Annotated in this window: 15 protein-coding genes; 11 read left to right on the top strand and 4 right to left on the bottom strand. The window is 59.8% G+C overall.

The genetic code is table 11. The annotated features are described in order from the left end of the window. The first annotated feature begins 304 nt into the window (after window positions 1-304). From drmD to ACODSP_RS23330, 9 genes are all read left to right on the top strand, one after another. Window positions 305-3,523, top strand: coding sequence for a DISARM system SNF2-like helicase DrmD (gene drmD, locus ACODSP_RS23290; protein ID WP_488967928.1), 3,219 nt, complete (start codon window positions 305-307; stop codon window positions 3,521-3,523). A 5-nt stretch (window positions 3,524-3,528) separates the two neighbouring features. Beyond that, entirely contained in the window at window positions 3,529-7,524 is a 3,996-nt protein-coding gene (locus ACODSP_RS23295) for a DNA methyltransferase (RefSeq protein ID WP_488967929.1), read from the top strand. A gap of 155 nt (window positions 7,525-7,679) precedes the next feature. Next, the gene (locus tag ACODSP_RS23300) at window positions 7,680-9,119 is read left to right on the top strand and encodes an HD domain-containing protein (protein ID WP_488967930.1); all 1,440 of its coding nucleotides are present in this window, start codon (window positions 7,680-7,682) and stop codon (window positions 9,117-9,119) included. Further along, entirely contained in the window at window positions 9,106-9,651 is a 546-nt protein-coding gene (locus tag ACODSP_RS23305; RefSeq protein WP_488967931.1) for a hypothetical protein, read from the top strand. Before ACODSP_RS23300 ends, ACODSP_RS23305 begins: the two co-directional genes overlap by 14 nt. 184 nt (window positions 9,652-9,835) lie before the next feature. After that, entirely contained in the window at window positions 9,836-10,984 is a 1,149-nt protein-coding gene (locus tag ACODSP_RS23310; protein ID WP_488967932.1) for an XRE family transcriptional regulator, read from the top strand. A gap of 6 nt (window positions 10,985-10,990) precedes the next feature. After that, the gene (locus ACODSP_RS23315; protein ID WP_488967933.1) at window positions 10,991-11,500 is read left to right on the top strand and encodes a hypothetical protein; all 510 of its coding nucleotides are present in this window, start codon (window positions 10,991-10,993) and stop codon (window positions 11,498-11,500) included. Further along, window positions 11,497-14,991 (top strand): DISARM system helicase DrmA, encoded by a 3,495-nt coding sequence (gene drmA / locus ACODSP_RS23320; protein ID WP_488967934.1) that lies wholly within the window; start codon window positions 11,497-11,499, stop codon window positions 14,989-14,991. Before ACODSP_RS23315 ends, drmA begins: the two co-directional genes overlap by 4 nt. 9 nt (window positions 14,992-15,000) lie before the next feature. After that, entirely contained in the window at window positions 15,001-16,866 is a 1,866-nt protein-coding gene (gene drmB, locus ACODSP_RS23325) for a DrmB family protein (protein WP_488967935.1), read from the top strand. A 98-nt stretch (window positions 16,867-16,964) separates the two neighbouring features. Beyond that, entirely contained in the window at window positions 16,965-17,141 is a 177-nt protein-coding gene (locus ACODSP_RS23330) for a hypothetical protein (protein ID WP_488967936.1), read from the top strand. A 54-nt stretch (window positions 17,142-17,195) separates the two neighbouring features. On the opposite strand, the gene ACODSP_RS23335 is transcribed toward ACODSP_RS23330, so the two are convergent. Beyond that, entirely contained in the window at window positions 17,196-18,857 is a 1,662-nt protein-coding gene (locus tag ACODSP_RS23335) for a hypothetical protein (RefSeq protein ID WP_488967937.1), read from the bottom strand. A 114-nt stretch (window positions 18,858-18,971) separates the two neighbouring features. On the opposite strand from ACODSP_RS23335, the gene ACODSP_RS23340 reads away from it, so the two are divergent. Together ACODSP_RS23340 and ACODSP_RS23345 are read left to right on the top strand one after the other, a co-directional pair. Next, window positions 18,972-19,322, top strand: a complete 351-nt coding sequence (locus ACODSP_RS23340) for a type 1 glutamine amidotransferase family protein (protein ID WP_488967938.1) — start codon at window positions 18,972-18,974, stop codon at window positions 19,320-19,322. A gap of 615 nt (window positions 19,323-19,937) precedes the next feature. Then, window positions 19,938-21,149, top strand: coding sequence for a tyrosine-type recombinase/integrase (locus ACODSP_RS23345; RefSeq protein WP_488967939.1), 1,212 nt, complete (start codon window positions 19,938-19,940; stop codon window positions 21,147-21,149). Window positions 21,150-21,200: 51 nt separating this feature from the next. On the opposite strand, the gene ACODSP_RS23350 is transcribed toward ACODSP_RS23345, so the two are convergent. From ACODSP_RS23350 to ACODSP_RS23360, 3 genes are all read right to left on the bottom strand, one after another. After that, window positions 21,201-21,491, bottom strand: coding sequence for a type II toxin-antitoxin system RelE/ParE family toxin (locus tag ACODSP_RS23350; protein ID WP_488967940.1), 291 nt, complete (start codon window positions 21,489-21,491; stop codon window positions 21,201-21,203). Next, window positions 21,491-21,700 carry an addiction module protein gene (locus tag ACODSP_RS23355; protein WP_416622318.1) on the bottom strand — a complete coding sequence of 70 codons (210 nt, stop codon included), beginning with the start codon at window positions 21,698-21,700 and terminating at the stop codon, window positions 21,491-21,493. Before ACODSP_RS23355 ends, ACODSP_RS23350 begins: the two co-directional genes overlap by 1 nt. Window positions 21,701-22,151: 451 nt before the next feature. Beyond that, a complete protein-coding gene (locus tag ACODSP_RS23360; protein WP_488967941.1) occupies window positions 22,152-23,633 on the bottom strand; it encodes a methyl-accepting chemotaxis protein in 1,482 nt (493 codons plus the stop codon). Between the last annotated feature and the right edge of the window lie 56 nt (window positions 23,634-23,689).

The following is a 23,689-nucleotide window of genomic DNA, read 5'->3' on the forward strand; positions in this document are numbered from 1 at the left end:
GGGAATGGCGACAATAATGATAGCATGGCGACCAGCGTGACTGGAAAGAGGCGCAGCAGGAAGGGCGTCTGGTACCAATCGGCTTCCTTGGCACGGATTGTCGCCCCTTGAATTCACGTCGGAACGATGGCCGGTTCACCTCTGAATCCACAGGTTTGAGATCGTAGTTGACGCCAAAAGGCTATAGTGGGCGCCGTCATGGTTGTTTGCATAAGCGGCAATTAGTGGCACCGAGCACCCATACAAGCTAAATTCCTATCCGAAATTCGGGCGGCCATCTGCCCCAGCTTTTGATTGGTTCGAAATGATGCTGCCCAAAGTCGGTGAGTTCGTCGAAGTTCGCAGTCGCCCCTGGTTGGTGGAGGCAATACAGGATCGGGGCATGGGGCTATCGACTCTCAAACTGGCATGCATATCGGATGATGCGCAGGGAGAAGCCCTTGAAATCGCTTGGGAAGCAGAGATTGGCACGAAAGTGCTGACTGATGATTTGTGGGCGAGTCTCGCTGCCGGTGGCACTGACGATGCCGCCACATTTGCCGCATACTTACGAACCTTGAAATGGAATACGGCAACGGCTGCTGATCGAGATCTCTTTCAGGCACCCTTTCGGGCCGGGATCAGATTGGACGCGTACCAGTTGCTCCCCTTGCGCAAGGCGTTGAAACTTCCCCGGGTCAATTTGCTGATCGCGGACGATGTTGGCTTGGGCAAGACCATCGAAGCCGGTTTGGTTGTCCGGGAGATGCTGTTGCGCCGCCGCGTCGACTTCATCATCGTGGCAGCTCCCCCAGCGATGACGCTCCAGTGGCAAGAGGAGCTGGAGGCCAAATTCGGTCTCAGCTTCACCGTGGTTGATCGGGAAAGGCTGGCGGAACTCCGCCGGCTACGAGGATTCGGGGTTAATCCCTGGGCGACCGGCTCGCGGTTCATTATTTCCCACCGTCTTTTGACGGATGAAACCTACACGGCTGGCTTGCGGGACATTCTGGGGACGTTCAGGGCGCGTGGCTTGCTGATTCTTGATGAGGCACATCATGCCGCTCCTGCAAGTGGAGCGCGGTATGCCATCGACAGCCAGTTCACTAAGGCCGTACGGGATCTGGCGGGCCGGTTTGAACATCGGCTATTCCTGTCCGCAACACCGCATAATGGTCATTCGAACAGTTTTTCCGCCTTGCTGGAAATGCTGGATCCCCAGCGCTTCACCCGTGGTGTCGAGGTCCGGCCCAAGGACCTGGAGCCTGTGATGGTCCGGCGACTGAAGGAGGACCTTCGACGCCTGGGAGAATCATTCCCAAAGCGGGAAATCGTCCCCATCCTCCTGGATGATCTGCCGGACGAAACCCCGGAACTGCGTCTATCCGCCAAACTGTCTGAATATGCGTTGTTGCGGGGAAAGCGGTTGGCCATGCTTCCGCGCAAGGAGCAGATACGCGCCAAGTTGGTCTTCGTCGGATTGCAGCAGCGATTGCTTTCCTCCATCAACGCCTTTGCGAAGACCCTGGAGAAGCACCGTAAATCATTGGCTGCTGCGATCGACCGCGTCGTTGAGGTGGCACCGGAAGCCGCGGCGCGCGCCTTTCTCGATCTGGAAGCGGGTTTGGAAGAGCTGCCACTGGATCTGACGGAGGACGCCGCCGGGAATATGTTGCAAGTCGAGGAAGATGCCGCTACGGAAGCCGCCACCGAAATGGGAGCAATCGGCGCATCAGCCGAGGCCCTGCATGCTGAACTCGCACTTGTTGATGACATGCTCGCCCTGGCGAAGCAGCATGCCGGAAAGCCCGATTGCCGCGTGCGTTGGCTGGTCCAGTGGATCCGTGACACCATGCTGGTGGGCGATGCCTGGAACAGCCGACGTCTCATCCTCTTCACGGAATATGAAGATACCAGAAGGTGGCTGGAGCGGCGCCTGACTGAGGCCCTGGCTGATACCGATCGCATTGATGAGCGTATCGGTGTCTTCACCGGCATTACGGGGACAGACCGGCGCGAGGCCGTGAAGCGAGCCTTCAACGCCGACCCTGCCGAGGAACCGCTGCGCATCCTGATCTGTACGGACGCAGCGCGGGAAGGCATCAACCTGCAGACCCGTTGCCATGACCTGATCCATTTCGATCTCCCTTGGAATCCATCCCGTCTGGAGCAACGCAACGGTCGCATCGACCGTAAGCTGCAGCCATCCCCCACGGTGTTCTGCCGATACTTCAAATATGCCCAGCGGGAGGAGGATGTCGTTCTGGATGCCCTTGTCTGGAAGACGGAGCGCATTCGTACGCAGTTGGGATCGGCTGGCCAGGTCATCGAGGAGCGTATCACCAGGAAATTGGCGGAGGACGGTATCGAGCGCGGCAAGGCTGCCCGTTTGGCCGATAGCATCCGCGACGAAGATGACCCCGCCCGCCTAGCCATTGCCCGCGCCGAGATGGATGATGAGGAGCGTGCCCGTCACGATCGGCTGATCAAGGATCTGGATGATTTGCGCCGGCATCTTGAACGGTCGCGCGAGCGCGTGGGTGTCAAGGCCGACCAGTTGGAGCAGGTCGTGGCCACCGCTCTTTCCAGGGCCCATGCCCGCCTGGAGGAGTTGAAGGCGGACAAGGTGGGCAAGGTCCAGACCTTCCGTTTCGATCCGGACAGCCCGGCCTTCGCGGATGACTCCAGTTGGGGTGAGGCCTTCGATGACCTGCGGGAACGGCGGCGGAAAAAGGGGGAGAGGGTCAGCGACTGGCGCAAGCAAGCGCCCGTGCGCGCCATCTCCTTCGAGCCGCCGATCAAGGACGACCGCACGGATGCCCCGCATGTCGTGCAAGTCCATCTGGAGCATCGGCTGGTCCGCCGGCTTCTGTCCCGGTTCATGTCCCAGGGCTTCCAGTCCGATCTGCAACGCGCCTGCGCCATCATCGGTCCCGGTGCCCAGCCGCGCGTCGTGCTGCTGGGCCGTCTGGCGGTCTATGGTCCGGGTGCGGCGCGCCTGCACGAGGAGATTATCCCCGTCACTGCCGTCTGGACAGAGACAGATCGAGACCGTAAATCCCTGCGGCCACTTGGCGAACGCGGTCTGGAAACGACGATGGATCAGTTGGAGGAAGCGCTTCGCGACGCGCGGGAACCCGCACCGATGGTAATCGCCCGCCTTCGTACCCTGGTGCCGAAGGATGCGGCCGACCTGCGTAACGAATTTGAAAGCCGTGCCACCGCCCAACTGGCCAAGGTAACCAAGGATCTGGCGGCCCGCGGCGAGGAGGAGGCACGATCCCTGGCGAAGTTGCTCGAGGATCAACGGACCCGTATCGCGAAGGCGGAAAAGGGGTTCAATCCCAATCAGTTGTTGTTGCCCGGTGTCGGGGACGAAGAGCGACGCCAGCGCAATCATGAACGTTCACATTGGACAAGACGCCTAGCGGAGATTGACCGGGAAATCGCCGAGGAGCCGGCGCGTGTCCGTCAATCCTACGCGCCTGTGGCCCACCGGCTGGAGCCGGTTGGTTTGGTTTATCTCTGGCCGGCATCGAATTGACCATCATGACTAACATCACAACTTTCGATCCGGATTTGGAATGGCTGGACCATGTGCAGCCGGTGGGCCTGGTTGTCGCTTCCAGCCTGCTGAAGGAACTGGGGTTGGCACCGCAGCAACAGACCCAGCGCGACAGCGCGGCGGTCGCGGAGCTGCTGGCAGATACCGACGCGGATGGTGACGCGGCCCGTCCACTGCTGGCGGACCCATGGGTCTTTTTCAGCCGTATCCTGGGATGGGAGTCGTCCTTGGTCGCCGGTGCGCCGGGCGGGCCTTTGGTGCCGGATACCCTGTCCCGGCATCTGCCGGAATATGAAACGACGCTGATCCCCACCTGGGCGGTACGTGCCGCCGGCAAGGATGCCGAGGGCTGGCAATTGCTGGTGCGCATCGAAGAGGCCGGTGTGGCCCCGGATGACCGCAACGCGCTGGAGGGCTGGGAAGCCACGCCGCACCAGCGGTTCGAGCGCCTGTTGCGGGAGACCGGGGTGGAAACCGGCATTCTGGTCAGCGATGCGCAGATCCGGCTGGTCTACGTGCCGAAGGGAGAAACCTCGGGCTGGCTGTCCTTCCCCCTGCGGCCGCTGGCGACCGTGGCGGGCCGCCCTATGCTGGGCGGCTTGAAGCTGATGCTGCACCGCTTCCGCCTGTTCAACGCCGCAGAACCGCAGCGCCTGCCGGCCCTGCTGAAAAGCAGCCGCGAGGCACAGGCCCATGTCTCCACACAGCTGTCGGAACAGGTGCTGGGGGCGTTGCATGAGCTTCTGCGCGGTTTGACGGCCGCCGATCCCAATTTGGTGCGGGAGTTGGCGGGATCAAAGTCACACCATCTGTATGAGGGGTTGCTGACCGTCCTGATGCGGCTTGTCTTCGTGCTTTATGCCGAAGACCGGGATCTGATCCCGTCCCGGTCCGATGCCGAGGCCCGCGACCTGTATCAGCAAGGCTATGGTGTGCGGACCCTGCACGGCAAGCTACTGGAGGATGCCGCCCGCAACCCGGATACGATGGAGGAGCGGCGGGGTGCCTGGGGCCGGCTGCTGGCCACCTTCCGGTTGATCTATCAGGGTGACATGACAGCCCAATGGATCCGTGCGCGTGGCGGCAAGCTGTTTGATCCCCAGGCGTTCCCTTTCTTGGAAGGACGGCTGGCGGCGGGCGAACCGGCACAAGTGCTTAAGGTCACCGATGGCTGTGTGCTGCGCGTGCTGGACGGTTTGCTGACCCTGAAGGGGGAACGGCTATCCTATCGCACCCTGGATGTGGAACAGATTGGCTCCGTCTATGAAACCGTGATGGGATTCACGGTGGAACTGGCGCAGGGGCCCTCGCTGGCCATCCGTGCCGGCAAGAACAACCGCACGCCGGTTTTCGTGCAGTTGGACACGCTGCTGGCGGCCAAGGGGGTGGACCGGCTGAAACAGGTCAAGGAGGCCGGGCGCGCCTCCCTGACACCAAAGCAGCTGGCGGCGGTGAAGGCGGCCAAGACCCTGGAGGAACTGACACAGGCGCTGGACGGCATCGTGGATGAAAGGGCCAGTCCGCAGAAGCGCGTGGCCGCCCCCGGCACCCCGCTGCTGCAGCCGACCGACGAACGGCGGCGTACCGGAAGCCATTATACGCCACGCAGCCTGACCCAGCCCATCGTCGTGCACGCCTTACAGCCGGCCTTCGCCCGGTTGGGGCCCGATGCTACGCCGGAACAGGTGTTGGAATTGAAAGTCTGCGATCCCGCCATGGGGTCGGGGGCCTTCCTGGTGGAGGCGTGCCGCCAGCTGGCCACGCGGCTGGTTGCGGCCTGGGCGCGCTGGCCGGACACGCGGCCCCTGATCCCGGCGGATGAGGATGAGGAACTGCATGCCCGCCGTCTGGTGGCGCAGCGCTGCCTGTATGGTGTTGACCGCAACCCCATGGCCACCGATCTGGCGCGCCTGTCCCTGTGGCTGGCGACACTGGCCCGCGACCATGAATTCACCTTCCTGGACCATGCGCTGAAGACCGGGGACAGCTTGGTCGGGTTGACGCGGGATCAGATCGCGCATCTGCATTGGAATATCGACAAGGCCGGCCTGACCTTGTTCCGCCAGCAGGTGGACGAGCGGTTCCGCGCGGCTCTGGACATGCGCGCGGAAATCCGCAACGCGCCCGACAATGTGACCCTGGCTACCCAGGAACGGCTGCATCGCCAGATCGAGCAGCGGATGGAGGAGGCGCGCGCCGTCGGCGACGCCATCATCGGCGCCTTCTTCAGCGCGGAGAAGCCCAAGGACCGGGAACGGGCGCGGCAGGAGGTTGAAAACGCCGTCTTCGGCAACAGCGACCTGTTCTGGGCCAAGGCGCGGCAATATCAGGCGACCCTGCGTCAGGGGGAACACCCGATCCGCCCCTTCCATTGGGAACTGGAATTCCCGGAAGTGTTCGCCCGGCCCGACCCCGGTTTCGACACCATGGTCGGCAACCCGCCCTTTGCCGGCAAGAATACCATCGCCGCCGGCAATCGCGCCGGCTATGGCGAATGGCTGCAGACCCTGCATCCGCAGTCCCATGGCAATGCCGATCTGGTGGCGCATTTCTTCCGTCGTGCTGGCAACCTGATCCGCAAGATGGGCGGTGCCTTCGGCCTGATCGCCACCAACACAATCGGCCAGGGCGACACACGCGAAACCGGCCTAGCCCGGCTGCTGAAAGCCGGTGGTACCATCTTCCGCGCCGTCCGCCGCCTGAAATGGCCGGGGGAGGCCGCCGTCGTCGTGTCGGTGGTGCATTTCGCCTGGGCCAGGATGGCGCAGGCCGTGCTGGACAATAAACTGGTCAGCCGCATCTCTGCCTATCTGGTCGAGGGGGACCGCGACGACCCGCCCGCCCGTCTGGCGGCTAACGCGGGTAAGGCGTTCCAGGGTTCCATCGTGCTGGGCATGGGCTTCACCTTCGATGATGCGGCAGCGGCCAAGGGCACTGCCTCATCTCTGGACGACATGCGCCGCCTGATCGAAAAGGACCCGCGCAACGCGGAACGGATTTTCCCCTATATCGGCGGGGAAGAGGTCAATAACCATCCGGAACAGAAACATCACCGGTATGTGATTGATTTTGGCGACATGCCGCTGCGCCGCGATGAACGGGAAGAGGGCTGGTTCCTGATGACGCCAGAGACGCAGGCGAAGAACCTGCGCGATGGATCAGTGCCGCAGGACTATCCTGGGCCGGTAGCGGAGGACTGGCCGGATCTGATTGAGATTGTGCGGCGGCTGGTGAAGCCGCAGCGCGAAGATGATAAGCGGCCTGCATATAGGAAATATTGGTGGAGATATGGAGAGCGAAGGGTTGCTCTGTCTCGCATTTCTACAAGTGGATTTCCTGTTTTGGCAATCAATTGTGGCGCTACGCCACATATGTCATTTTCATTTGTTGATGGAGGGTGTATTTATTCTAATACTCTTGTCATCATTTCTGATGAATTTCGTGATAAGTTTTTCAATATACAGTCAAGAATTCATGAGGTGTGGACAAGATTCTTTGCGTCTTCGATGAAAGATGATCTTAGGTATACCCCAAGTGACTGTTTCTATACATTTTCTTTCGTTGATAGTGATGCGAATCGTTTAGAATATATTGCTCAGGAATATATTGACCACCGCGCCCAACTCATGCTCACGCGCAATGAAGGTCTGACCAAGACCTACAATCGCTTCCACGACCCGGAGGAACTGTCCGCCGATATCGTGAAACTACGGGAGTTGCATGACGCCATGGACCATGCGGTGCTGGCGGCCTATGGATGGGATGATCTGATCCCCTTGGCCGTGCCGCAATTCCTGACCGAGGACAACGAGGACGACCCCAAGTACCAGAACCGCTACTTCTGGCCCGCCGATGTCCGGGACGAGGTGCTGGCCCGCCTGTTGAAGCTCAACGCCGAGCGCGCAGCGGAGGAGAAAGCGGCGGGAATCGATCTGGCACAAAGCGAGGATGATCTGGAAGAGACGATTGAATACGATTAAGTCACTTTTCCCAATTCACTTTCCGACATTTGGGAAGCAACCGTAGCGGTACAAATTGACTTGATATGCCTCCCATTTCGGTCGATAAATCAAGGATATCTCGTCGGAACCTGTTCTGGTGTCCATTATAACGTCGGGTGAGGGATTTTGAAAAGATGCCGATTCCATTGAAGGAACAACGTATACGCGATCCTCTTCATAATTTGATCGAGTTCGGTACCGATGATCTTGAAAGCACCCTTTGGAAAGTAATTCAAACCCGCCCCTTCCAAAGATTGCGCCGGATAAAGCAACTTGGTTTTTCGGAGTTTGTGTTTCCAGGTGCTACACACACTCGATTTGCGCACTCTATCGGCGTTTTTCATATGGCCCGGCAGCTCATGAAAATTATTGAGCGGGAAACTGATCAGTTGATTCAGCATAAGGCTCGCGCGGCACAGGTAGCTGCTTTGGTTCATGATGTTGGACACGGCATGTTCAGTCATTCTTTTGAAGAGATTGGAAAGAAATTAGAATTAAAAATGGCTCATCATGAGCATGTTAGCGAGAAGATAATATTGGAAAGTGAAATTTCTGAAATATTGAACGATACACTTGGGCCTGCTTTTTCGAAGAGCGTTGCGGATATCATCGGCAGAAAAGTCCCAGTAAGTTTATATGATACGGTGGTTTCCAGCCAATTCGATGCTGACCGCCTTGACTATATGCAGCGAGATCGGCTGATGACTGGGGTGCAAAGTAGCGGTGTCGATGCTACGTGGCTACTGGCTAATTTGAAGCTTGGGGACGTACCTTCGGGTGCCGATCAGGAGCGATCCGGGTCTGTACAAACCTTGGTTTTGGGGCCGAAGGCATTCCATGCGGCGGAGAATTACGTCCTTTCTCTGTTTCAACTTTATCCAAATGTCTATCTGCACAAGACGACACGCGCAGCAGAGAAGGTTTTCACTCATCTCATGATGCGGACCTTTTCCTTGGCGCGTGAAGGACACGTCTCGAAAACGGGGCTTTCTGAACGACATCCAATCATCAAATTTGCTTTGGAACCCGAGAAGCTGGACAATGCGTTATCATTGGATGATACGGTTTTCTGGGGAGCCCTTCCAATGATGGCAGAAGCTGAAGATTCATTGATCATGGAACAGGCGCTCAGACTCCGTGAGCGTCGCCTTCCGAAATGCATTGACATTCGGCGGAGGGTGGAACTCGATTTTCCTGTTCAGGCGGGCATGACGGATGCTGACCGTAAGGAGCGTGATGCGAAAATCCAGCTCCAGTGTAAGTCCATCCTATCCGCATTGAGCGCGACGATTAAGGACCGCGCCTCAGATAAGCCTCCCATCTTAGTGGATGAGTCCCGGCGAACGCCTTATAAGCGGTTTCAGGATTCCAAAACCCCGCTTAATCAGATACTCATCCAGCTTGCAGATGGTCAGATCGCTGACATGGCGCACCTATCCTCCGTCGTATCGAGTGCAGCAACATACGAGGTGTACCGTGTATATGTATCTGAGGATGACAGTGAAGGTCGCTCTATGATAGAGAACATAGTGAGAACATCGAAGCGACAGGAGGCGGGCAATGGCAGCGTATGATCTCCATCAGCGAGCAGCAGCCTTGGTTCGTGACGCTGAAGGTGAACTGGTCGGTCGGACACGTTTGCAGAAGGTGGCATACCTTTCCCAACTGGCGGGTTTTGATCACGAATTCGAATTCGAGTACCGGCATTATGGTCCTTTCAGTGAGGGGCTATCCGAAGCCATGCAAATAGCCAGTGGGCTCCGTCTTGTTCATGAGGAAGAGCGACGGACTGATTGGGGGGGCTGGTATTCTATTTATAGGGTCGGCGATGAGGCCGTTCCTGAACGTCCCGCTAATTCAAGGCGGGCAAGATTCCTTGCTGAGGCGAAGAAGATTGGAGCTATTGAGCTTGAGTTGGCTGCCACAGCTGCCTTCCTCTATTCGGAGGAAAATATCGGTGGGAATGGTGATAAAGAGGCCCCCTGGCTGGAGACTGCTCGGCGGAAGCCGGAAAAGGCCAGTCCTGAAAGGCTTGCCGCTGCTAAGGATGCATATCGCTCCCTAATGACGTTGAGCACGCCGGTGCCTCTTCCGCCCATTGTTTAGTTTCTAATTGGTAGATTGGCATTGGGTTAGGGGCTGACCACTCAGCATAATCTTGGCTTATCTTGGTCAGGAATGACGCATTCCAGCGTAGCAGGGCGCAAGGCAATCTTGCAAATATAACTTTGCAAGATTGCCTTGCAAGGCTGGCTTTGGTGGCGCATCTTCCAGTTATTGGAGGAGCGACATGTCACACGAACTGTTCGGAAGCCGGATCAAGACACGTCGGGACGAGATGGGTTTGACCCAGGATGCCCTGGCCAAGTTGTTCGGTTTCGACAACCGGCAAACCCTCTCGGCCATTGAAACCGGTCAGCGCGGCCTGTCAGCGGAAGAGTTGCTGAAAGCGGTCGAGGTGCTGCAGGCACCGCTGGACTATTTCACGGATCCGTTCCGGCTGGTGGGTCGGGAGGGTGCCTTCTCATGGCGCCGGCAGGCGGGGATGGCACCGGCGACACTGGACCAGTATCAGGCCAAGGCCGGCTGCTGGATCGCCTTCTATCGCAACATGGCCCCCCAGGTCGGCAAGCCGCTCTCCTATGTCGGTCTCAATTTGAAGCTGACGCCCAAAAGCAGCTTTGAAGATGCCATGGCCGCCGGGGAGCAGATGGCGGAACGCTTGGACCTGGGTGATGTACCGGCTGACCGGCTGGGCGAGCGCATGGAGCAGCAGTTGGGCCTGCTGGTGCTGATGGTGGAGGCCGATCGCGGTATCTCCGGTGCTGCCTGCCATCTGGCCGATCTGGATGTCGTGCTGATCAACCGCAATGAGGGGGCGTCCCGCCGCCATTTCGACCTGGCCCACGAACTGTTCCATATCCTGACCTGGGAGGAGATGCCACCCGACCGCGAGGAGGATGCGGACGACGATGTGTCATCCGCCACGGGTGGCCGGAGGGGCAAGCGGACCCAGACGGAGCGGGTCGAACTGCTGGCCAACAATTTCGCGGCCGCCCTGCTGATGCCGCGCAAGGTCATCGCCCGCTTTGGTGACTGGGCCGGGCTGGACCGGGTTGCTGTGGCGCAGAAAATCCAGGATGTGGCTGATACGCTGAAGGTTTCGGCGCCGGCCGTCATGTGGCGGCTGGTCGCCCTTAAGCTGCTATCATCTACCGACGCCTGGTTGATCGACCATGCTACCGCCCGCCGTACTAGGGGGGGGGAGGTTCCTGCCCTACCGCCGCTATTCTCCGCCACGTTCATGGATGTGGTGGCAAAGGCGATTGATCGCGGCCTCATTTCTGTTCGTCGCGTTGCCGGCCTGTTGGATATCTATATCGATGATATTCCAGAAATCTGCGCGGCCCATGGCATCGACATCGAGCTGGGGTTATGACCCGCGATGCCATTACGCCCACATCCCCTTCTGGTCGACACCAACGTCGTTATCGAGTGCCACCGCACCCATTCCTGGTCCGCCCTGGTCGGGACATTCCAGGTGGAGATGGTCGAGAAGTGTGTTGAGGAAACGCATACCGGCTTTCAACGGCGTCGCCCCGAACAACGGATTGACCAGGTGGCGCTTCAGCAGTCACTAGCGGCCATTCATGCCGTGGGCGATGCGGAACGGTCGGCGCTGCTGGCCAGATATCCCGGCAGCGCCAACCTTGACCCCGGTGAACGCGATCTGTGGAGCCATGCGCTGATCCGGCCCGACGCCTGGATCCTGTGCGGCCCGGACAAGGCCAGCCTTCGGGTCGGCGTGGCGCTGGGATTTAGGGACCGGATGGTCAGCCTGGAGAAGCTGTTTCAGGAAACGGGTGCCCGCCCGTCCTTGGGCAACCAATTTACGCAAGCATGGCTGTCCGCTGTGCTTGGTCAGTTGGTCGTGGAACTGGGAGTACCGAGATGACCGACAGCACCACCGTCCGTAGCCGCATCGTGGAAATGCTGCGCCGCGACCTGATCGGCCCCGCGCCCATGCCCGCTGATGAAGACCTTCAGGATGAGGTGTTGTCGGAAAGCCCGTCCCGCTGGTATCTGACTGGTTTCATCGCGCCTGCCGAGGAAGAGGCTGCGGAGGCGGCGCTGGATAATGTCGCTACCCAGGAAGAGGGGGAGAACGCATCTCCGGAACTTGATCTCGTAGAAGACGAAGACGCCCTTGAAGGCAGTATACCCCAGGATGACGAAGATCCGGAACCGCCGACGGTGAAGCGGCGCTTCCTGCCCTCGTCCATCGGCATTACGGTGCTGTTGCCGGCATCGGTGACGACTTTCGATGTGGCGGTGAACTGGGGCGATTATGTCACCGAACCGCCCCTGCCGCCGCAGATACTCATGGATGAGGCCGACGGCGGTGGGGGACAACGTACCCTGCCGACTGTGCATTGGGTGCGCAAACCGCGGCGCCAGATTGTTAAGGTGAGCCTGGAGAAACAACGAGACAAGAAGCTGGTTCCGGAAAGTGCGGCCCCACAGATGGGAGGCGGTGCCCTTGAACTCTCCTGGCATTCCAGCTTGTTTACCATCGACAATCCGGAGAATGGCCGGGAACAGGTCAAGGCGGTAACCATCTTCCTCGTTAACAGGCGCGTCACCGCTCGCAGGCGATATGCGGACGTCGCTTATGCCTTCCAAGTGCAGTTGGAAGTGATCTGTCCGGAAGGCATTATGCCGCGGTTTGACCTCTCCGGCTATAATGCCACGGATACGGACCTGCGCGTCGCGGACCTCCATTACCGCGATGTCCGCGAATATGCCGTTGGCCGGAATGCCGCCGCCGACTGGGGTGTGGATGCAGACGGCAAGGTTCGCCGGGCCTGGACCGATTTCCTGCCGAAGGCGGAGGTCGAGCGGGTGGCACCCAATGAGGACATCACGGGTGTCGAGTTCGGGATGGAGACGCTGGCCGAGCTTGCCGCCGCCGGCAATGTGGATTTGGCGGCAAGGTTATCGCCGCTGACATTGCTGTACGATACCTGGATCGATAAGGAAGAGGTAAAAAGAGCTGGTATTAAGGCCCAGAGGCGGCTTGAAACCGCCAGTGACCTTATCACCGACATGCGCGCGGCCAGCCGTCGTATCGCTGACGGTATCCTCCTGCTGGCCGAAAATGACCGTGCCAGGCTCGCGTTCCGCATCATGAATTTGGCCATCGCGCGGGCGGCCCGTCGTCGCAACGCGGGACCGGATGGCGATCCGGTCGCTCAACGCGCGCCGAAATGGCGTCCGTTTCAGTTGGCCTTCATCTTGCTGAATTTGCGTTCGTTGGTGGAGAAGGGGCACCCGGATCGGGAAATCGTCGATCTGCTCTTCTTCCCAACAGGTGGCGGCAAGACTGAGGCCTATTTGGGCTTGGCGGCGTTCGTTATCGCCATGCGGCGTCTGTCCAATGATGGTGTGCTGGGGGCGGGGCTGTCCGTCATCATGCGCTACACGCTGCGCCTGCTGACGCTGGATCAGCTTGGCCGTGCAGCCGGTGTTGTCTGCGCACTTGAGTTGATGCGCACTGATCCGTCATTCCGCGATGCGCGGGGGCGGCGCCTTTTGGGCGATTGGCCGATTGAGATCGGGCTTTGGGTCGGTTCCGACGCATCACCCAACCGGCTTGGCGGTCGTGGTGACAAGGGACGCGATGACACGGCTGTGAAGCGTGTGCGCCGTTATCAGAAGACCGGACGTGGGGCGCCGGCACCGATCAAGGTTTGCCCCTGGTGTCAAAAGCCGTTCGCGCCTGACAGTTTCAGCTGTGTGCCAAACATGTCAGCGCCCACCAACATGGAGATCCGTTGCGTCAACACGGCATGTGACTTCACCGGCGACCGTGCCCTCCCGGTCCTAACGGTCGATGAACCCATCTACCGCCGTCTTCCGGCATTTCTGATCGCCACGGTCGACAAGTTCGCCAGTTTGCCCTGGATCGGTGAAAGCGGTGCATTTTTCCGCAATGTGGACCGCTTTGAGCCCGATATCGGGTTCTTCGGACCCAGCTCGGCCGGCGGACGAAAGCTGGACAACGGCTTCACGCTGGAGCCGCCCGATCTGATTATCCAGGATGAGTTGCATCTGATATCGGGTCCGCTGGGGACGGTTGCCGGACTCTACGAGGTAGCGGTCGATCTACTGGCCAGCCGTGACGGGCCGACAGGACGTGTCCGGCCCAAGATCGTGGCCTCCACGGCGACCGTTCGCAGGGCCGCCGGCCAGGTACAGGCATTGTTCGACAGACATAAGACGTCGATGTTTCCGCCTCCCGGCATTGACCGCAAGGACAGCTTTTTTGCCCAAACCGTCAACGATGAGAAAAATCCACCCCGTTTCTACTTTGGCCTCGCGGCGCAAGGGCGCGGTCCGAAACTGGTTTTCCTCAGGGCGCTCACGACGCTGATCGCGGCTGCGCAGGCCCAGTACGAGGCTACCGGTGGTGGGCGCGGCAACCCCGCCGATCCCTATCTGACAGCCCTATGCTATTTCAACGCACTCCGGGAACTCGGCGGCGCACGCCGCATCGTAGAAGACGAGGTTCGCGCCCGCGCCGCCGTCTATGGAACTAAGCGCAATCGGGTATACCCAGCGGATCACCCCTTTGCCGATCGCAGGATTGGTGAGGTGCTCGAACTCACATCGCGGGTATCGACCGACCAGGTGGCCGAGGCGAAGCGCCGGCTGGAGCAATCATTCGGAAACCCAGAGGCTACCGTTGATGTGGCCATGGCCACCAACATGATCTCCGTCGGTCTCGACATCACGCGCCTTGGCTTGATGATCGTGCAGGGACAGACCAAGACCGCGGCGGAATATATCCAGGCCACAAGCCGGGTTGGCCGTGCCCCCTCCAAACCGGGACTGATCATCACCGTGCTGAATGTTCACAAGCCCCGTGACCGTATGCACTATGAGCAGTTCGGGCATTTCCACCGTACCTTCTATCGGTCGGTTGAAGCGACAAGCGTGACGCCGTGGGCGGCCCGTGCCTTGGATCGCGCCTTGGCTGCGATCGTGGTCGCTATCGCCCGGCATTTGGACCCAGGGCTGACGTCGGAACGCGCAGTACAGGATATCTGCGAAAAGCCGGACGTTGCCGCGAAGGTTCGTGATGCCATCATTGCGCGCGCGCCGGACAGCCTTCCAGGTGGGAAGCCGGCGCTGGTTAACGCCATTGACCAGTTGTTCAATGCTTGGCGCAACGTTGTCCGGAAATCCGAGGCTCAGGCCTACAGCCGATCTGGGGCGCCGCGGCATCTGCTCTATCAGCCTCTGGACCCCGCTATTCCCAATTTGTCCACTGACCACCAGCGGTTTGTCGCTGGTCGCTCCATGCGGGACGTGGAGACAAACACTGTCCTGAAGGTGCGGGATCCGTTCTGGAGGCAGATTGCTCAGGCCGACGATGTGGGTTGAGGTGTCAAGATGAGTAATAAGAACGTCCTTCGGCAGAGCCAGATCATCATGACCTTCGGGCCTGGTGCCATGATTGACCTACCGACGCGCTCGGTCATCATCGGAGGCCTGGAACGATGGGATACCCGTGGTGATGCCTTCAAGCCGATCCGCGAACCCCGTCTTGTTGAAAAACTTGAGCAACGTTTAAGAAGGAACGGCAGGCTGCCGGAGGATGGACACCTTACACTGCGGACACCTCCCGTCAGCGGGGACGTCAACGGCCAGCAGGTTCTGGGCGTGGAGGCGGCCGTTTTTCCGACGTGGTTCGTATGCAATGCCGATGAACGGGATGCCACCGGACAGACAGCTGAGCGCCGTCGTCGGCTTGTTCAGTGGAGTGAACTCAATCCGACTGGCGGCAAACGTCAATTCCAGCATGATGACGGCCATAAATCTGATGTCAGTCCGATTCGTTTCGTGGCTGCCTGTAAAAAAGGACATATTGAGGATGTGAACTGGCGATGGGTTGTCCATGGTCCACATCAATGCCGCGAGCCTATGTGGCTTGAGGAAAAGGGGACCAGCGCTGATCCGCGCGATACCCGGATCGTCTGCGAGTGCGGTCGCGCCTTGTCGTTGGAGCAATTATTCCAGCCTGGGCGATTGGGCTCTTGTCGTGGGACCCGTCCCTGGCTTGATGATCGCGACCCGGATGGATGCACCGAAAACCTGAAACTGCTCACGCGTGCGGCGACGAATGCCTACTTCCCTCAAGTAGTCACCATCATCTCTCTACCAGAAGGTGAAGATGAGCTTACTCGCCGAGTACAAGAGAACTGGGACGACCTGAAAGGCGCCTTGAATCCTGATGATGTTGGTCAGGCGCGTCGCTTCAACCAAAAACTTAGAGCATCCTTAGAAAAGTACTCAAATGATGAGATATTTATCCGGCTGGGCCTTGTTGGCAACAGTGTACAGCAAAGTGCTTCGGCGCCAGCTAAGGTAGCTGAATTTGATATTCTCGCGTCCGGTCAATTGAGTATTGGAAGCGATGAATTGGATTCTCTGCTGTTCGCTGAAACACTGCACCGGTCGACATGGGACGCGCGGGATGAGCCATGGTGCCGTGATATACTGAACCTCGTTGCAGTCCATCGGTTGCGGGAAGTTACGTGTCTGTATGGCTTCACGCGTTTCGAAGCGGCCCCGACGGAGTTGGATGATGATCTGGAAGATGCCAACCTTGCGGTCGATGGTGCACCAATTAGCTTAAAGACCGATTGGTTGCCAGCAGTAGAGCAGTTTGGGGAAGGTCTGTTCATCCATTTTGACGCAAACGCAGTGTCAGAATGGATAAAACTTAAGGGTGTTGATGTGCGTGTAGCACAACTGGAAGCAGGGCGCAGGCGTTGGGAAACGGCCAGGGGGCGTCAAGTGCCCGGTAGCCGAGGTGCCGTGTATACGATGCTTCACAGCTTGTCGCACGTTCTTATGATGGAGATCGCGCTGGAATGCGGCTATCCGGCTACCAGCCTGAAGGAACGAGTTTACGCGCAGGCGAACCCCTTGCGTAAGGAAGTTATCGACCGATGCGGTATTCTAATCTACACGGCGACAACCGGTCGCCAGGGCACTCTGGGCGGTTTGGTTGCCGCTTCCAGTCGTTTTGCTGAAATCCTAAAATCTGCATTGGATCGTCTGGCGCTCTGTTCAAATGATCCGATCTGTGCCGATCATGAACCCAATTCGTCTACAGACGACCGTGCTCTTCATGGCGCTGCCTGTCATAGCTGCCTACTGATCGCTGAAACAAGTTGTGAAGCCCGTAATCTATTCTTAGATCGTTGCCTCATCTCCAAAACCATATCTGGAACTGATGCTTCATTCTTTTGATCCAGTTGAAGAGTCTGATTTGAAACAATCCCGAATTTCATCAAAATTGAGTCAGAGCCAAACTTCAATGCCGATTGACATACCGGATCGACGAAGCATTGGCCGGGCCCATCCCGCAGGTCATCTTCATCGTCGACGACGTCCTGACTGCCGGGACCCATTACAGGGCCATGCACACCATGCTGTCGGGCCGCTTCCCCTGCGTGCCGATTTACGGGCTGTTCGTCGCTCGCCGGATTTTCCCCGAGGTCGTCCTCCCGGAGGTCGGCAGTTAGCTGCGAGGGGCTTTCGCTCGCTGGTCAGCCGCCCGCCCAACCGATAGCTCAAGGTTAGAGCATACGCATGGCGACGGCCTCCCCGTCCTGGATCCTGAGTTCGATCGAAATTGGCTCGGCCTGGTCCAATAGGCCACGTTGAGCCTTTTCCAAGCCGCCAAGGATCGCCGCGCCCTCAACGGCCAGCCTGTCGAACAGCACGTTCTCGTTGTTCAGGAGAAGCGCCTTTGTTTCGTACGACGATACGCCCTTCATCTTCTCCCGCAGGACCTGGTCCATAGACACGACCGCCTCGCCTGCGACCGAGAATGCGGAAAGCGCGCCGCTAATGTCCTCCAAGCGGGCCCTCTTGCCGGTTTCGCGGCCCGGATAGAAGCACAGCAGCTGGTAGCCGCAAGCCCTCGCCCGGATGCACAACGACAGCTCGGCGTACGCCTTGTCGAAGGCCGCCTGGGCATCCTCGATCGCCTTCACATACTTGGTGGTGGAGCCCCACCCTTCCTTCTTGACCGCGAGGAGGGCCGAAACCTGGCCGCGAAGCTCCTCAGCAAGGTGTTCCTGGATCCGGACGAGCTCGGCCTCGTGCCGTTCGATTTCGTGAAGCACCTCGCTGCCGAGCTCGCCGGCCAGGACGGAAGGCGCGACTTGGTTGAAATAGCGGATCGACCCGGTCAGGACGGACCGGCGCTCGTCCCTTTGGAACCTCGACACCTCGCCGAGCACGGCCTTGATCTCGGCGAGGCTCCTCTCGATTTCCTCCAGCTTCTGCTGCTCCGCCATGGCGGTCGCCAACGCGAGCAGGGCGGCAGGCGAGGCCAACTTGGCGACGGAAGCCGGATCGAGGCGTATGCTCTTGAAGCTGCCCTTCTGATCCTTGGCCATCCCGATGAGATGGCCCAACTTGTCGCTATGGACGAGGTTCGCGCCACGCGGGACCGTAACGCGCATGTAGTTGCCTGCCTTCAAAAGCTCGTCGGCCGCGACCAACGGCTGCACGGCCTTCAGGATCGGGGTAAGCATGTGCATGGCCTTGCTGCCGCCGTCGATACCCCGCCAGCCGGCGGCGTCGACCTCGCGAAGGTACGCCACCGAGAGGATCGGATCCCCGTTCTCTGTTTGGACAATGAGCGCCCCCGCACTGTCATCGACCAGAGCCGGAACGCCGCCAGCCGCTTGTTCGTCGCCCGGCTTCGTGTGCGGCCGTCCCTCCCCGGTGAGCTTCTTCCGCAAGTATGCCACCTGCATGATGGTCGACGCGACCAACCGCCAGGCGTCGGAGCTCAACATGCCTGCGGCTGCGTCTGATGCAGCGGCACAAGCATCGATGACGACGAGCTGCCTTTCGGCCGACGACAGGGTCGACAGGTGCTGCCTCGAGAAGGTGTTGAGGAGCAGCGTCTCGGTGGCCTCAGTGTCGTTCGACGATGCGGGAATGCCGATCCGCTTGCAGAGCCCGTTGACGATGGCGCCGTATGTCGGTCGACTGCCACCGCCTCGCCCGAGGGCCTCAAGGCTGAGGCGATACATCTCGTCGCCGATCTGGTCGGTGTACAGCACATGCTCCGGGTGATGGCGTTCGAAGGCCCGGCTGATCTTCAGGACGCTGACCTGCGCCTTCGTGAGCATATCAACGATGGGAGCCAGCTCTTCATTGTTGCAGGCGCCCAGGATGTCGTAAAGCTCGCTGCAGAGTTTGGTCGTCTCGACGTCAACCATGGCGGGACCTTGCCTCATATCTGGGATGGGTACGGGTGCCAAATGGATGCCCGGCAGGTATCACTGTGGGTCATTTTTTGGCGAAAACACTGCTGTATTTACCATGAAATATTCATGTTCAATCGCTATTTCTCCCTCATCCATGACGGCAGCGACGCGGATGAACTGGCCACGCTGGTCAAGGCGGTCAGTGACGCTGTCGCCATGATCCTGTCGAAGGAATGTACCAAGGCCTTCCTAAAAGAATGTACCAAGGCCTTCCTAAAAGAGGGTGCTGCCATCCAATGGCTGATGGATGCCTTCGGCCATCTGAAGGCCATCGGTTTCAGCGCCGCCGCGCAACCGCTTCTCGACAAGGCCGGCGTGGTGCCCGACGAAGGGGTGAAGCCCATCGGAAACGGCTTCGTGGAAGCGGCCAGGACCCGCTACTGCGCGCGCGAGCCCGACATCCGCACCCAGGCCTGACATCGGGGCGCGATGCTGACGCAAGCAAAGGACCTTTGGATCGGACGGCCCATCTGGATGGACAACCTGTTGGAGCCGAGATCGAAGGCACGGGTTCAACGCCCTGCGCCGGTATGGCGCCTAGCAGCAGCCGCAACGCTGGTGCATTCGCGATGACTGCGGATGACGACTGTAGATCGGCTGCTTTGGGAGCCAGCCGCCAGGCACTTTCGGGTTCGCAAAAAAGCCAGGCGGCCATGCATGCCGCGCGCATCCATCGGGACTGATCACCATGAATGGACCGGAGCATTTGCCCAAGTAGGTGCAAAGATTCCAGGTGCCATGAAATGCTTTATACCCTTGATGAAGCGGCATTGATAATTCGCTCTGACGGACTGGTGTCGGCTAGATCCCTGCGTGCTGAGGTGACCGCGGGTCGGTTGCGGCCTACCCGCATTGCCGGCAGAATATTCGTCACGCATGACGATCTGACTGCCTTCCTTCAAACGGCAAGACAGCCTGATGCCCACGCCCGAAAGAACACTGGGCAGGACAGGCCGCCTTGCTGTTCATCTGCGACGAAGCTGAGGGCTGTCGCCAATGCGTTGACGAAGCGTAAGGCGCGGTGATTCAAGGATGGCTCACCCGACCAATCACCCGCGTAAGGGCGTGATGGGACCGCGGCTCGTACCGATATGTACGACCGGATCGACGGCGCATCGTTGGTACATCCGCTTCCAGGATCCAGTGAAGGGGAAGCGCGATATCTCCACCGGCTGCACGATTGAGGACAGGGCAGGGGCCGAACTGGCCCTGGCCAAGTTCATCCTGCAGCGGGCCGCGACCGGGGTGGAGAACGAGATGGCGACCGTCAGGGGGAAGCGATCAGACGCGGTGACCTGTGGTCAGGTACTGACCATCTACGCAGAGCAACATGCGACAACCACCGCCGACCCGCAGAGGATCGGATGGGCAATCCAGGCATTATCGCCGTTCTGGGCTGACATCCCGGTGTCTGAGGTGCGCGGGGAGACCTGTCGCAGATATCTTGAGACCCGCAAGAAACGGCAGCGTATCCCGGAATCCCATCCTCCCCGCTACCGGTCGGTGGCAGTGTCCCCAGCAACGGTCAGGCGGGAGCTTTCCACGCTTGCCGCCGCCTTGGCATACTGCCAGCGGGAAGGCCATCTGCTAGAGGCGCCGACCGTCTGGCGTCCGCCCGCATCAGCCCCGCGGGAGGCCTATCTTTCGCGTCAAGAGGTGGCGCGTTTGATACGGGCGGCGCGGAAGGATGCGAGGTCGGGCCGGCACCTCGCGCTCTTCATTCTCCTCGCCTACTACACGGGACGCCGGAAAGAGGCGATCTTGACGCTGCAATGGGCACCAAATTCCGACGGCGGACATGTCGATCTCGAAAAAGGCGTGATCGATTTTCGCCCCACGGGTCGGGTAGAAACGGCAAAGCGCCGTGGGCGACTGGAGATTCCCGACCGGCTTCTTAGGTTTTTGCGCCATGCCCGTCGGCGGACCCGCACGCATCTGTTCGAGTACGGACCGCATAACCGGCCCATCCGGGACGTGAAGCGCTCGTTCGCCTCAGCAGCAAGGGCGGCCGGCTTGGACCCCGAAATCGTCACCCCCCACATACTCCGGCACACCTGTATCAGTCATCTGGCGCAAGCTGGCGTGCCGCTGTTCGACGCTTGTCAATGGGTCGATGTCACCATGGAGACGGCGGAGAGGGTCTATGCTCATAACGATGGACGGCATGACAGAGTGCGCAACGCGCTGGGACAGGGTGGACGGATGAGGCGTGCCCATCCATTACACCCCCAGCCTTTAGGGTGAAGATATAAGATTTGCGTAGTTCCGTGGCCAAATGAGGATGGTGCCGTCATGTCATGTGCGCTGATGCCACTGGCGTGGGTCGCGGCGGTCATGGAAACAGGCGACGATCTCCACCTCGCCTGGGAGGATGCGGAAAACCAGCCCATAGGGGAAGCGGCGAAATCCGACGCGGCGAATGTCCCGCCGTATACAGGGAAACTGTTGCGGATTGTCGCGCAGGCGCTCCAGCAGACGCTCGAACTCGTCAAGGAAGCGGGCGGCCAGCCCCTCGCGGATGCCGCCGTACCACGCCAGTGCGTCGCCCAGTTCGGCCTCGGCGGCAGACGTCAGGCGAACGCGCATCACGCGTGGCGACGGCGAAGGTCGGCCAGCGCCTCGAAGGCGTCGCGGCCTTCGCCCGGCTCGGCATCCAACATGGCCAATCGCCGGTCCAACTCAGCGGCTTGGGCGTTGGTGAGCGGCACCGCGTCATGGTCGATGCTGTCGCAGAGGTCCGCAATCAGGTCGAGCCGCTGCTCGGTGGTAAGATGGCTGAAATCCAGTGTCGACATGCTTGGCACTCCAACTCGTCCTACGTTCGTACCGTGGCTCGCCACCGCGGCAGAGGTCATAATTTGGGCCCGCGCGGTCCGTTCCGCAATGTCCATGTCAGCCAGCCGATATCAGGCACGACGGCGTTTGTCGGCGGGGTGATGTCTCGTTGCTGGAAGGCGAGAGGTGTTGAACGCGATCCTCGAGGTGGGCCGGTGGGCCCTGCGATGGAGGTTTCATCGCTCAATCATCGCTCAAACCCCCGCCAAACGACGCCAAAATCAGTGCAGTTCGGTAAGCGGAAACCCGCAGAAACCTTGATGATTGGGTGCTTTTCCGCCAAAAAGCTCGGCGCTCCGAAGGCAGAGGCCGATGGTTCGAATCCATTCGGGTCCGCCAATTTTCCTCATAAAATCAGTTACTTAGTCCGTACGGCCCGCATTGCGTGGTCGCCATCGGGGATTGCAAGCGTTAAGCGATCAGGCGCAGGGCGTCGCGGACATTGCCGATGCGCTGGTTGGCGGCGCGGGTGGAGTGGGCGATTTCGTCCATGGAATGGTGGATCTTTTCCACGTCACCCGAGGCGCCGCGCATGGTGCTGTTCATCAGACGGGCCACCGCACTCTGTTCCTCCACGGCGGAGCAGGTGCCGACCACATAGCCGCGCACGGCGTCGATGGCACCCCGGATGGCGTCCATCTTCTCCGCCACGTCACCGGCGGCGCCCTGAAGGCTGACGATCTCGGTTGAGATGCTGGCGGTGGCGCTGGCGGCCTGCCGGGCCAGGTTTTTCACCTCGCCGGCCACGATGGCGAAACCACGGCCCGCCTCACCGGCCCGCGCGCTCTCGATGGTGGCGTTCAGGGCCAGCATGTTGATCCGTCCAGCAATATCCTGGATCAGCTTCACAATCCCATCCATGGACTGGGTGCTGTTCAACAGGCGCTGGGTGGCGGCATCGACCACGGTCGCCTCTTCAAAGGCTTTCTCTGTGGCGGATTTGGAATGGCTCATGGAGCGAGCGATTTCCTGGATGGAGGCGTCCAGCTGCTCCGACCCGCTGGCGATGGCGGCGACGCTGACGGAGGTGCGTTCCGATGCCTGGGTTGCGTTCTCTGCCTGATTATTGGACTGTTCCACTGCCGAAACAATATCGCCCAGGTAGGATTGCACCGCCGACAGGGTCTGCTCGTTACGCTGACGCGCCTCGACGGCGGCAGTCACGTCGGTGGCGAACTTCACCACCTTCACGGGCTTGCCATCCTCATCCAGGATCGGGTTGTAGGTGGCCTGGATATAGATGATGCGGCCACCGGCAGCCAGACGCTTATATTCGGCCTGGCTGAAGCGGCCCGCGCGCAGGCCCGCCCACAGGGAGCGATAGCTGTCGGTCGTCACCTCCTGCGGATCGACGAACATGCTGTGATGGCGGCCCTGTATCTGGTCCAGACGATAGCCCATGGCCGTCAGGAAATTCTCGTTGGCATCCAGGATGGTGCCATCCATGGCAAAGCTGATTACGGCCTGCGCCCGGTTCAGTGCCGCCAACTGCCCCTGCACATCCAGCGCCCGCTGCCGGTCGGCCGTCACATCGCTGGCCAGCTTCACGACCTTGCAGACATGGCCACGGCGGTCGAAAACGGGATTATAGGAACCGTGTATCCAGACCTCGCGCCCGCCCTTGGCCAAGCGCCGGATCATCTGCACCTGACCCGGCTTGCCTTCACGCAGGCTTTGCCATAATTGGGTGTAGTCCCGGCTGTTGCGCGTCGCCTCATCCACGAAGATGGAATGGTGACGGCCTTTGATTTCGTCCAGACGATAGCCCATGACCTTCAGGAAATTGTCATTGGCGTTCAGGATTTCTCCTGTCGGAGAGAACTCGATCATACCCTGGGCCTTGCTCAGGGCAGAGATGATTGCTTCGGCGTCTGAATTATTTCCGAACAACATCGCGTTCCTCCAGATATCATGCAGTGGGCGCATCGACCTGTCAGAACCATACGTCG

Source organism: Niveispirillum sp. FG156, assembly GCF_057809555.1.

Coding starts and splice junctions, on each gene's coding strand:
- drmD (WP_488967928.1), top strand. CDS start 305: ATGATGCTGCCCAAAGTCGGTGAGTTCGTCGAAGTTCGCAGTCGCCCC.
- ACODSP_RS23295 (WP_488967929.1), top strand. CDS start 3,529: ATGACTAACATCACAACTTTCGATCCGGATTTGGAATGGCTGGACCAT.
- ACODSP_RS23300 (WP_488967930.1), top strand. CDS start 7,680: ATGCCGATTCCATTGAAGGAACAACGTATACGCGATCCTCTTCATAAT.
- ACODSP_RS23305 (WP_488967931.1), top strand. CDS start 9,106: ATGGCAGCGTATGATCTCCATCAGCGAGCAGCAGCCTTGGTTCGTGAC.
- ACODSP_RS23310 (WP_488967932.1), top strand. CDS start 9,836: ATGTCACACGAACTGTTCGGAAGCCGGATCAAGACACGTCGGGACGAG.
- ACODSP_RS23315 (WP_488967933.1), top strand. CDS start 10,991: ATGCCATTACGCCCACATCCCCTTCTGGTCGACACCAACGTCGTTATC.
- drmA (WP_488967934.1), top strand. CDS start 11,497: ATGACCGACAGCACCACCGTCCGTAGCCGCATCGTGGAAATGCTGCGC.
- drmB (WP_488967935.1), top strand. CDS start 15,001: ATGAGTAATAAGAACGTCCTTCGGCAGAGCCAGATCATCATGACCTTC.
- ACODSP_RS23335 (WP_488967937.1), bottom strand. CDS start 18,857: ATGGTTGACGTCGAGACGACCAAACTCTGCAGCGAGCTTTACGACATC.
- ACODSP_RS23340 (WP_488967938.1), top strand. CDS start 18,972: ATGTTCAATCGCTATTTCTCCCTCATCCATGACGGCAGCGACGCGGAT.
- ACODSP_RS23345 (WP_488967939.1), top strand. CDS start 19,938: ATGGCTCACCCGACCAATCACCCGCGTAAGGGCGTGATGGGACCGCGG.
- ACODSP_RS23350 (WP_488967940.1), bottom strand. CDS start 21,491: ATGCGCGTTCGCCTGACGTCTGCCGCCGAGGCCGAACTGGGCGACGCA.
- ACODSP_RS23355 (WP_416622318.1), bottom strand. CDS start 21,700: ATGTCGACACTGGATTTCAGCCATCTTACCACCGAGCAGCGGCTCGAC.
- ACODSP_RS23360 (WP_488967941.1), bottom strand. CDS start 23,633: ATGTTGTTCGGAAATAATTCAGACGCCGAAGCAATCATCTCTGCCCTG.